10 protein-coding genes, 1 tRNA gene and 1 riboswitch are annotated in these 9,545 nt (G+C 67.0%); of the genes, 8 read left to right on the top strand and 3 right to left on the bottom strand.

Annotated elements, in window-relative coordinates:
- The first annotated feature begins 68 nt into the window (after nucleotides 1-68).
- Together VGE49_RS00325 and VGE49_RS00320 are read left to right on the top strand one after the other, a co-directional pair.
- Nucleotides 69-983, top strand: coding sequence for an acyl-CoA desaturase (locus VGE49_RS00325; protein ID WP_331032598.1), 915 nt, complete (start codon nucleotides 69-71; stop codon nucleotides 981-983).
- Nucleotides 980-1,393: a hypothetical protein gene (locus VGE49_RS00320; RefSeq protein WP_331032597.1), complete on the top strand. Its 414-nt coding sequence runs from the start codon at nucleotides 980-982 to the stop codon at nucleotides 1,391-1,393. The genes VGE49_RS00325 and VGE49_RS00320 overlap by 4 nt, the downstream gene beginning before the upstream one ends.
- Here VGE49_RS00320 and rlmN read toward each other — a convergent pair.
- Nucleotides 1,390-2,553 (bottom strand): dual-specificity RNA methyltransferase RlmN, encoded by a 1,164-nt coding sequence (gene rlmN, locus VGE49_RS00315; RefSeq protein WP_331032596.1) that lies wholly within the window; start codon nucleotides 2,551-2,553, stop codon nucleotides 1,390-1,392. The genes VGE49_RS00320 and rlmN overlap by 4 nt on opposite strands.
- A gap of 114 nt (nucleotides 2,554-2,667) precedes the next feature.
- Nucleotides 2,668-2,766: riboswitch (yybP-ykoY riboswitch) on the top strand.
- A gap of 79 nt (nucleotides 2,767-2,845) precedes the next feature.
- On the opposite strand from rlmN, the gene VGE49_RS00310 reads away from it, so the two are divergent.
- The 3 genes from VGE49_RS00310 to VGE49_RS00300 all read left to right on the top strand — a co-directional run bounded on the left by VGE49_RS00310 (nucleotide 2,846) and on the right by VGE49_RS00300 (nucleotide 4,182).
- Complete coding sequence (locus tag VGE49_RS00310) at nucleotides 2,846-3,430, top strand: manganese efflux pump MntP (RefSeq protein WP_331032595.1); 585 nt, start codon at nucleotides 2,846-2,848, stop codon at nucleotides 3,428-3,430.
- Nucleotides 3,431-3,515: 85 nt separating this feature from the next.
- The gene (locus tag VGE49_RS00305; protein WP_331032594.1) at nucleotides 3,516-3,740 is read left to right on the top strand and encodes a hypothetical protein; all 225 of its coding nucleotides are present in this window, start codon (nucleotides 3,516-3,518) and stop codon (nucleotides 3,738-3,740) included.
- 40 nt (nucleotides 3,741-3,780) lie between these two features.
- On the top strand, nucleotides 3,781-4,182 hold the full coding sequence (locus tag VGE49_RS00300; RefSeq protein WP_331032593.1) for a hypothetical protein: 402 nt from the start codon (nucleotides 3,781-3,783) through the stop codon (nucleotides 4,180-4,182).
- Between the two features lie 52 nt (nucleotides 4,183-4,234).
- Here VGE49_RS00300 and VGE49_RS00295 read toward each other — a convergent pair.
- A tRNA-Met gene (locus VGE49_RS00295) sits at nucleotides 4,235-4,311 on the bottom strand.
- A 193-nt stretch (nucleotides 4,312-4,504) separates the two neighbouring features.
- Here VGE49_RS00295 and VGE49_RS00290 point away from each other — a divergent pair.
- Complete coding sequence (locus VGE49_RS00290) at nucleotides 4,505-5,725, top strand: PQQ-dependent sugar dehydrogenase (RefSeq protein ID WP_331032592.1); 1,221 nt, start codon at nucleotides 4,505-4,507, stop codon at nucleotides 5,723-5,725.
- Between the two features lie 21 nt (nucleotides 5,726-5,746).
- On the opposite strand, the gene VGE49_RS00285 is transcribed toward VGE49_RS00290, so the two are convergent.
- Nucleotides 5,747-6,334 carry a hemerythrin domain-containing protein gene (locus VGE49_RS00285; protein ID WP_331032591.1) on the bottom strand — a complete coding sequence of 196 codons (588 nt, stop codon included), beginning with the start codon at nucleotides 6,332-6,334 and terminating at the stop codon, nucleotides 5,747-5,749.
- 276 nt (nucleotides 6,335-6,610) lie between these two features.
- Here VGE49_RS00285 and VGE49_RS00280 point away from each other — a divergent pair, with 276 nt between their 5' ends.
- Together VGE49_RS00280 and VGE49_RS00275 are read left to right on the top strand one after the other, a co-directional pair.
- Nucleotides 6,611-7,816, top strand: a complete 1,206-nt coding sequence (locus VGE49_RS00280) for an acetyl-CoA C-acetyltransferase (RefSeq protein WP_331032590.1) — start codon at nucleotides 6,611-6,613, stop codon at nucleotides 7,814-7,816.
- Between the two features lie 17 nt (nucleotides 7,817-7,833).
- On the top strand, nucleotides 7,834-9,545 hold a 1,712-nt coding region (locus VGE49_RS00275; RefSeq protein ID WP_331032599.1), incomplete at its 3' end, for a 3-hydroxyacyl-CoA dehydrogenase NAD-binding domain-containing protein.

Here is a 9,545-nt window from a genome sequence, read left to right as displayed (position 1 = left end):
CTAAGCGCTTGCCAGAGCAGCAATTCGGCGATTAAGTTATTGCTTAAATACATTCTCGGAGCCGTCCGATGCATGAGCACGATCCCTGCGCGGTGAACAGCCTGGTCGAAACGCCCGACAGCAGCCCCGTGGCCGGCCGGGTCGTCTGGGATCCGACCCATTCCCTGTGGAACGGGGCCATGCTGGGAGCGACCCTGGTCTTTGGCGCCGCGACCTTCAGCCTGAGCGCCCTTGCCGTCTTCATCCTCGCGACCGGAGCCACACTCCTGCTCGGCCATTCGGTCGGATTTCACCGGCGGCTGATCCACGAAAGCTTCAATTGTCCGCTGTGGCTGGAACGGCAGTTGGTCTGGTTCGGGACGCTAGTGGGCATGAGCGGCCCCTTCTGGATGATCCGCACCCACGACCTGCGCGACTGGGCGCAACGTCAGAGCAACTGCCACGACTATCTGGCGCACCGACGGCCGATGGCGGTCGACGCCGCCTGGCAGATGCATTGTCGATTGGTCCTCGATCACCCGCCGACCTTCGACCTGGGCCGCGTCGGGCGCGATCCCTTCTATCGGTTTCTGGAGCGCACCTGGATGCTGCAGCAGGCGCCGGTCGCGGCGGTCTTGTGGCTGATGGGCGGCTGGGGGTTCGTGGTCTGGGGCGTCTGCGTCCGTGTGTCTATCAGCGTCATCGGCCACTGGTTCGTCGGTCATCTGGCCCACCGGCGCGGCCCGCAGACGTGGCTGGTCAAGGAGGCGGGCGTTCAGGCCCACGACGTGCCCTGGGCCGCCATCCCCACCATGGGCGAGGCCTGGCACAACAACCACCACGCCTGGCCCGGCTCGGCCCGCATCGGCCTCTACCCCGGCCAGAGCGACTGGGGCTTCCGCTTTATCCAGCTGCTGGAACGGCTGGGGCTAGCGTGGAACGTGCGGACGCCGGAGGGGATGGTAGAGCGACGAGCAATGCTCCGCACAACGCAGTCCAAATGAGCACCATCATCAACATCATCCGATGGGCATACGTATTCACGTGCACATCGGCGGCCGCCGCTGGAACTTACGCCGCCCAACTCGCCTCTATTGTCTGGCTCCATGAACGCTTCGGAACCAGTTCACCAAGGGTATCCGGATATGTTGGGCTGGTCAGCTTCACTCTGGCCTTCGTCGCCTTTCTCGGCGGCGTCGCCGTGCTGGGCGTCCCGACCGCATTCATCATGAAACGACAAGGGTGGAGCCGCCCCCGCCACGCCAAAATCGGCGGCTGCATCCTTGCGACGCTGATTGGCGTCAGCCTTCTAACAGCCGCCCTCGGTTGGAACGGCCTGGCACTTTCCCTGGCCCTACCGATCTCGGGCGCCGTCGGCGGCGCAACCTTTCACGCCCTCACCCGCGACGCTTAGGCCGCGTCGGCTTCCTCGCGCTCGGCCTTGATCCTCGCGCTGGCCCGCTGCTTCTCGCTCTCGGACTTCAGCTGGCCGCAGGCGGCGAGGATGTCGCGGCCGCGCGGGGTGCGGATGGGCGAGGCGTAGCCGGCCTTGTTCAGGATGGCGGCGAAGCGTTCGATGGTCTTCCAGTCCGAGCACTCGTAGTCCGTGCCGGGCCAGGGGTTGAACGGGATCAGATTGACCTTGGAGGGGATGCCCTCGATCAGCTTGACCAGGGCGCGGGCCTCGTCGGGACTGTCGTTGACGCCCTTCAGCATGACGTATTCGAACGTCACGCGGCGGGTGTTGGCCAGACCCGGATAGGCGCGGATGCCGGCCATCAGCTGATCCAGCGGATACTTCTTGTTCAGCGGAACCAGGACGTCGCGCAGGGCGTCGTTGGTGGCGTGCAGGCTGATGGCCAGCATGGCCGCCGTGCGGTCGCCCAGGGCCTGCAGCTGCGGCACCACGCCCGAGGTCGAGACCGTGATGCGGCGGCGCGACAGGGCGATGCCCTCGTTGTCGGAAATGATGTCGATCGCGTCGGCGACGTTGTCCAGATTGTAGAGCGGCTCGCCCATGCCCATGAAGACGATGTTGGACAGGCGGCGATCTTCCTTGGGCGACGGCCATTCCTCCAGGTCGTCACGGGCCACCTGGACCTGGGCCACGATCTCGGCGGCGGTCAGGTTGCGCACCAGCTTCTGCGTGCCGGTGTGGCAGAAGGTGCAGTTCAGGGTGCAGCCGACCTGCGAGGACACGCACAGGGCGCCGGCCCGGCCCACGTCGGGAATATAGACGGCCTCGACCTCGATGCCCGGCGCCGTGCGGATCAGGTATTTGCGCGTGCCGTCCTTGGAGATCTGACGCTCGACGATCTCGGGACGGGCCAGGGTGAAGGCCTCGGCCAGGGCGGCGCGGGTCTCCTTGCCGATGTCGCTCATCAGGGCGAAGTCGGTGACGCCGTAGTGGTGGATCCAGCGCCAGACCTGGGAGGCGCGCATCCTGGCCTTCTCGGGCGGGCAGATCTTCGCTTCGATCAAGGCGTTGCGCAGGCCCTCGCGCGTCAGACCGGACAGGTTGACGGGGGCTTTGACGACTGCGGAAGCACGCGAAAGGTCGAGCGTGATGCTCAAGGCTGGATATCCTGCGGCGGGGGTGAAGGGGCGGCGTCTAGCACAGATGGGGCGTCTTGTCGCCTCCGGCCAGTCCGACAGGGTTGAACCCGCTGTCCCCAGCCGCTAGAGGGGCCGCGTTGGGGAGTAGCTTCCGGCGTCTGTCAGCCGGGATCGCGTCAACACACTTGCCTCCGCAGGAGGCATGGCGCGATCAGCGGATCCGTTCCGCCTAGCGAGACCAGCACGATCCGGGGGCCGTGCCGGCCTGCGCCCGGACGTGCTGTCACGCGCCCGGCCGAGTCTATCGTCCATGACCCCTGTCGCCATCGCCATCCTGTCGCTCAGCATGTCCGCCGACGCCTTCGCCGCCGCCATCGGCCGGGGGGCGCAGCACCGCCCCACCCTGCCGCAAGCACTGCGCTCGGGCCTGGTGTTCGGGGTGATCGAGGCCATCACCCCGCTGATCGGCTTCGCCCTGGGCGTCGCCGCCGCCGGCTTCGTCGAGGCCGTCGACCACTGGATCGCCTTCGGCCTGCTGGGCGCGGTCGGCGGCAAGATGATCTGGGAGGCGCTGAAGCCCGAGGATGAGGCCGAAGAAGAAGCCGAGGCGAAGAAGGCCGTGTCGCGCGGCCTGGTCGCCCTGGTCGCCACCGCCGTCGGCACCTCGATCGACGCGGGCGCGGTCGGGGTCGGCCTGGCCCTGCTGGGCTCCAATATCTGGCTGATCGCGGCCTGCATCGGCTTCACCACCTTCGCCCTGGCGACGCTGGGCCTGTTGATCGGCAAGGCGGCGGGGACGCGGCTGGGCAAGATCGTCGAGCTGGTCGGCGGCGTCGCCCTGATCGCGCTCGGCCTCAAGATCCTGCTGGAGCACCTCGGCGTGCTGACGTTCTGAAGCCTGGCCTTGCATCGCGGGCGCGGCTGACGGAACGTCCGCCCGCGGCTAACCGTTAAGCCGACAACTGCAAGGAGCCCTCGTCATGCGCGCCGTCCTCGTTCTCGTCGCCCTCGCCGCCCCCCTGGCCCTCGGCGCCTGCGCCACCAACAAGACCTTCCCGACCTATCAGCAGGAACTGGACAAGCTGAGCGCGGAATGCGTCGCGCGCGGCGGCATCCTGGCCCCCACCGGCGCCCAGACCGGCCGCCCGCAGACCGACAATGTCTGCAAGATCACCGGCGGCGCGTCGCGCATTCCGCAGGGCTGAGGTCGGGCCTGGTTCAGAACCGAAGCGCCTCACGACCTCTATGAGCACACGCATCCTTGCCGCCAGGGCGTTCCTGTTGGCCCTTGCCGCCATGCTCTATGGCTGTGGATCAGCCACGGCCGAACGCCCTGCGTTCGTTTACGATCGGGACGCCATCAAGGGTGAACTCCAGAACCGCTTGCGTCGCCGGTCTCCGCACTATGCGGACCTGACGCTCGAAGCGGTCGAATTCTCACCCGGCCTGACGACCATGTGCGGCCGTATCGTCGCGCCTGGCAGGACGCCGCACTTCTTCATTTCCACCGATCTTCCCAACGACCACCGAAGACGAAGCGTTTCGGGACCGCTCCTCTTCGCAGAAGGCAGTTGGGATCATCCCAGCAACTACCGACTTTCAGAGCTTGCCCTCGAGCGGTGCCACGAAATGGGGCTGCTCCGCTGAGGACAGAGGTCAGGAAGGCGCGAATACTCGCTATGCGGCGCTGAAAGTTCCGTGGTGGTTGGAGGCGGGATCGAACCGCCGACCTGTGGGTTATGAATCCACCGCTCTAACCATCTGAGCTACCCAACCCCTTACGGGACCTCGCGCAAGGCCGTGACGACCGGAACGCGCGAGAGGCGTGCGTATATCGCCGCCTTCCGTCGGGTTCAAGCCGATTAAGCAGGGAAATCACGCGGGACGATCGGTCGCGGGCGGTTTCGGCTCGCGCACGGGACGGCAAGGCTTCATTCTGGCGGGCGACATCGCTGTTCAGGAGAGCCCCATGCGTCCGATCATCCTCGCCGCTTCCGCCTCGCTCCTCATGCTCGCCGCCGCCTGCGGGGCGAACGGCCAGACCTCGCCGGGCGCGCCGGTCGAGACCCGCCCCGCCAACAACCCGGACCAGAAGCCCGCCTTCGAAGGCCAGACCCGCGCCCCCGGCGTGCGCACCGAGGCGGCGCTGAGCCACCGCATCGTGGCCTCGGGCCTGGTCCACCCCTGGGGCCTGGCCCTGCTGCCGGACGGCCGGTGGCTGGTGACGGAGAAGCCCGGCCGGATGCGAGTGGTCTCGCCCCAGGGTCAGGTCGGCGAACCGATCGCGGGCCTGCCCGCCGTCGCCGCGCGCGGTCAGGGCGGGCTGCTGGACGTCATCCTCAGCCCGAACTTCGCCCAGGATCGACTGATTTACTGGAGCTACGCCGAACCCCGTGAAGGCGGCAACGGCACGGCGGTCGCGCGCGGCCGCCTGTCCGACGACCTGACCAAGGTCGAGAACGTCCAGGTCATCTTCCACGCCCTGCCCACCTACGACGGCGACAAGCATTTCGGCTCGTCGCTGGCGTTTGCGCCGGACGGCAAGCTGTTCATCACGCTCGGCGAACGTTCCGACAAGCCGATGCGGCCCCAGGCCCAGGACCTGGGCTCGCACATGGGCAAAACCATCCGCATCAACGCCGACGGCGGCGTCCCCGCCGACAACCCCTTCGTCGGCCAGGCGGGCGCGAAACCCGAGATCTGGTCGCTGGGCCACCGCAACATGCAGGGCATCGCCGTCCAGCCGGGCACGGGCGCCATCTGGACCGTCGAACACGGCACGCGCGGCGGCGACGAGATCAATCTGGACCAAGCGGGCAAGAACTACGGCTGGCCGGGCGTCGCCTACGGCATCGAATACAACGGCCAGGCCATTCCTGACGCCGTCACGGCGAGGGCCGGCACCGAGCAGCCGGTCTACTACTGGGACCCGGTCATCGCGCCGGGCGGCATGACCTTCTACAGCGGCCCCATGTTCCCCGGCTGGCAGGGCGACCTGCTGGTCACGGGCCTGGGCGGCAAGCAGCTGGCGCGGCTGGTGCTGCAGAACAACCGCGTCGTCGGCGAGGAGCGCCTGCTGACCGAGCTGAACGCCCGCATCCGCGACGTGGCCGTGGCGGCGGACGGCGCCGTCTGGGTCATCACCGACGAAGAAGACGGCAAGCTGATCAGGCTCGCCGTCTCTCAGTAGGCCTTCAGGGTTTGCGGGAGGTCAGCGCGCCTCCCGCATCTCCATCGTCGTCGGCGCGCGCGGACGCGTCATCGGTTCGGCGGCCATGGCGAAGGCGTTGTCCTCGCCGTGGAAGGTATGGGTCTCGGCAGGAATTTCGGGATGCCCCTTCAGCTGGGCCATGGCGCTTTTCTTGCGCGCGCGCATCCGTTCAGCCAGATCGTCCATATCCAGACCCGCCGCTCGGGCCTGGCTGAACATGCCCTCGGACCGCATCTCTTCTTCCTTCACATGGTGTTCGATCATTTCGGACAGCACCTTGACCTTGGCGTCATAGAAGGCCTCGTCGGGGCCGCCCGCCTCGATGTCGTTGATCAGCATCTTGGCGGCGTCATGCTCGACATAGGCCTCGTTCAGCAGGTCGTCCTCGATCTGGCCGCGACAGGCCGGATAGAAGACCTCCTCTTCGATGATGGTGTGGACCTTGAGCTCAAGACAGGCCTGCTCGGCCAGGGCCTTCTTGCGGTCCTTGCCGCGCGCCATCTCGAAACTGGCGAAAATCCCCTCCACCTTGCGGTGGTCGGCCTTCAGCATGGCGACGGCGTCCATCTCTTCATAAGTCTGGGTCACGGCGGTTCTCCCGGTTGATGGTCCCTAGGAAGACAGACCGCCGCACAGTCGTTCCCACAGCCCAGCTAGCTGAGAAACATTCGCGACAAAGCCTCACGCGCCTTGTTACTTGACGTTGACGTAAACGTCGGGTTTCTACGCTTCCAGGTTTCAATTCCAGACCCGTCCCTCAAGCCGCGAGGCGCCGAGAGACAGAGACCCTAGAAGTTCGATCTGTCCCTCCAGCTGCGAGGCGCCGCGCGCCGAGCGGTAGGGACCCAACAAAGAGAGACATTCATGGCCGACGCCTACATCTACGACGCCGTGCGCACCCCGCGCGGCAAGGGCAAGAAGGACGGGTCCCTGCACGAGATCACCGCCCTGTCGCTGGCCAGCCAGGTGCTGCAGGCCCTGCGCGACCGGAACGGTCTGGACACCTCCAAGGTCGATGACGTCATCCTCGGCTGCGTCTCGCCGGTGGGCGAGCAGGGCGCCGACATCGCCCGCACCGCCGTGCTGAACGCCGGCTGGGCCCAGACCACGGCGGGCGTCCAGATCAACCGCTTCTGCGCCTCGGGCCTGGAAGCCGTGAACATGGCGGCGGCGAAAGTGAAGTCCGGCGAGGCCGACTTCGCCGTCGGCGGCGGCGTCGAGGCCATGAGCCGCGTGCCGATGGGCTCGGACGGCGGCGCCTGGCCGGTGGACCCGTCCTCGGCCTTCGCCACCTACTTCGTGCCCCAGGGCGTCTCGGCCGACATGATCGCCTCCAAGTGGGGCTTCAGCCGCGCCGACGTGGACGCCTATTCGGTCGAGAGCCACAAGCGCGCCGCCCAGTCCTGGGCCGAGGGCCGCTTCAAGAAGTCGGTCGTGCCGGTTCTGGACCAGCTGGGCCTGGTTCGTCTGGACCATGACGAGACCATTCGTCCGACCACGGACATGCAGACGCTCGGCGCGCTGAACCCCTCCTTCGCCATGATGGGCGAGATGGCCTTCGACAGCGTGATCAACCAGCGCTACCCCGAGGTCGAGCGCGTCAACCACGTGCACACGCCGGGCAACTCGTCCGGCATCGTCGATGGTTCGGCGGGCGTCCTGATCGGTTCGCTGGAAGCCGGCAAGGCCCTGGGCCTGAAGCCCCGCGCCAAGATCCGCGGCGCCGCCTCGATCGGCTCGGAGCCGTCGATCATGCTGACCGGCCCGGAGTTCGTGACCCACAAGCTGCTCGGCAAGCTGGGCATGACGTCGACCGACATCGACCTCTATGAACTGAACGAGGCCTTCGCCGCCGTGGTCCTGCGCTACATGCAGGCGCTCGACATCCCGCACGACAAGATCAACGTCTGCGGCGGCGCCATCGCCATGGGCCACCCCCTGGGCGCCACCGGGGCCATGATCACCGGCGTGGTGCTGGACGAGCTGGAACGCTCGGACAAGGAAACCGCCCTCATCACCCTGTGCATCGGCGGCGGCATGGGCACCGCCACCGTCATCGAACGCGTCTGATCCGGGAGCGAATGGATATGGAAAACTTCAAGATCGACATCGACGCCGACGGTATCGCCCTGATCACCTTCGACGTCCCCGGACGTTCGATGAACACCCTGACCTCGTCCGTCATGGCCGAGATTCCCCAGCTGGTGGAACGCATCAAGACCGATGACGCCGTCAAGGGCGCGGTCCTGACCTCGGGCAAGGCCTCGGGCTTCTGCGCCGGCGCCGACCTGGGCGACATGGCCGGGGGCATGATCGGCGGCGCCAGCCTGCAGGACGCCTATGACGCGGGCTGGAAGATGAACGGCGCCCTGCGTGCGCTGGAAACCTGCGGCAAGCCGGTGGCGGCGGCCATCAACGGCCTGGCGCTCGGCGGCGGCCTGGAACTGACGCTGGCCTGCCACTATCGCGTGGTCGAGAACGACAACAAGATCCAGCTGGGCCTGCCCGAGATCAAGGTCGGCCTCTTCCCCGGCGGCGGCGGCACCCAGCGCCTGACGCGCCTGATCGGCGTGCAGGCGGCCATGATGGCCATGACCGAGGGCAAGTCCTTCCGTCCGAACGACGCCAAGGGCGCGGGCATCGTCCACGAGGTGGTCGAAAAGGGTCAGTCGGTCGAGGCCGCCAAGGCCTGGATCAAGGCCGGCGGCAAGGCCGTCCAGCCGTGGGACGACAAGAGCTTCAAACTGCCCGGCGGCGGCCCCTACCACCCGGCGGGAATTCAGAACTTCCTGGTCGGCAACGCCATGATCCGCAAGCAGACCTACGGCAACTATCCGGCCGCGACCAACCTGATGAAGGCCGTCTATGAAGGCGTTCAGGCGCCGATGGACGCCGCCCTGCGCATCGAGACCCGCTACTTCATCAAGACCCTGATGACGCCGCAGGCTCAGGGCATGATCCGCAGCCTCTTCCTGTCCAAGCAGGATCTGGACAAGGGCGCCGTGCGCCCGGCGGGCGTGCCCAAGTCCGACGCCAAGAAGGTCACGGTGCTGGGCGCCGGCATGATGGGCGCGGGCGTGGCCTATGTGCAGGTCATGGCCGGCATCGAAACCGTCCTGATCGACCAGACCCAGGAAGCCGCCGACAAGGGCAAGGCCCACGTCGAGGAACTGCTGAAGAAGCGTCTGTCGCGCGGTCAGATGACCCAGGAGAAGTTCGACGCCACCCTGGCCCTGGTCACGGCGACGACGGACTATGACCTGATCAAGGGGTCGGACCTGGTCATCGAGGCCGTGTTCGAAAACCGCGAGATCAAGGCCGACGTGACCAGGCGCGCCGAGGCCCAGTTGGCCCAAGGCGCCGTCTTCGGCTCCAACACCTCGACCCTGCCGATCACCGGCCTGGCCGAAGCCTCCGTCCGACCCGAGGACTTCATCGGCATCCACTTCTTCTCGCCCGTCGACAAGATGATGCTGGTCGAGATCATCATGGGCGAGAAGACCGGCCAGACGGCGCTCGCCAAGGCGCTGGACTATGTGCTGAAGATCAAGAAGACCCCGATCGTCGTCAACGACTCCAGAGGCTTCTACACCTCGCGCTGCTTCGCCACCTATGTGGCCGAAGGCCTGGCCATGCTCGAGGAGGGCTATGCGCCGGCCCTGATCGACAACATCGGCCGCATGACCGGCATGCCGCGCGGCCCGCTGGAAATGCACGACGACGTGGCGCTGGACCTGTCGGTCAAGGTCGCCAAGCAGACCCAGGCCGACCTGGGCGACGCCTATGTGCCGCTGCCCGG

Origin of the sequence: Brevundimonas sp. (assembly GCF_036405315.1) — a bacterium.
Classification (GTDB): domain Bacteria; phylum Pseudomonadota; class Alphaproteobacteria; order Caulobacterales; family Caulobacteraceae; genus Brevundimonas.
Note: the sequence above shows the minus strand (reverse complement) of the source record. Positions and strands in the feature narration are given on the sequence as shown.

Bases quoted from the DNA above. Each gene is read 5' to 3' on its own strand.
- VGE49_RS00325 (WP_331032598.1), top strand. From the start codon at position 69: ATGCATGAGCACGATCCCTGCGCGGTGAACAGCCTGGTCGAAACGCCC.
- VGE49_RS00320 (WP_331032597.1), top strand. From the start codon at position 980: ATGAGCACCATCATCAACATCATCCGATGGGCATACGTATTCACGTGC.
- VGE49_RS00310 (WP_331032595.1), top strand. From the start codon at position 2,846: ATGACCCCTGTCGCCATCGCCATCCTGTCGCTCAGCATGTCCGCCGAC.
- VGE49_RS00305 (WP_331032594.1), top strand. From the start codon at position 3,516: ATGCGCGCCGTCCTCGTTCTCGTCGCCCTCGCCGCCCCCCTGGCCCTC.
- VGE49_RS00300 (WP_331032593.1), top strand. From the start codon at position 3,781: ATGAGCACACGCATCCTTGCCGCCAGGGCGTTCCTGTTGGCCCTTGCC.
- VGE49_RS00290 (WP_331032592.1), top strand. From the start codon at position 4,505: ATGCGTCCGATCATCCTCGCCGCTTCCGCCTCGCTCCTCATGCTCGCC.
- VGE49_RS00280 (WP_331032590.1), top strand. From the start codon at position 6,611: ATGGCCGACGCCTACATCTACGACGCCGTGCGCACCCCGCGCGGCAAG.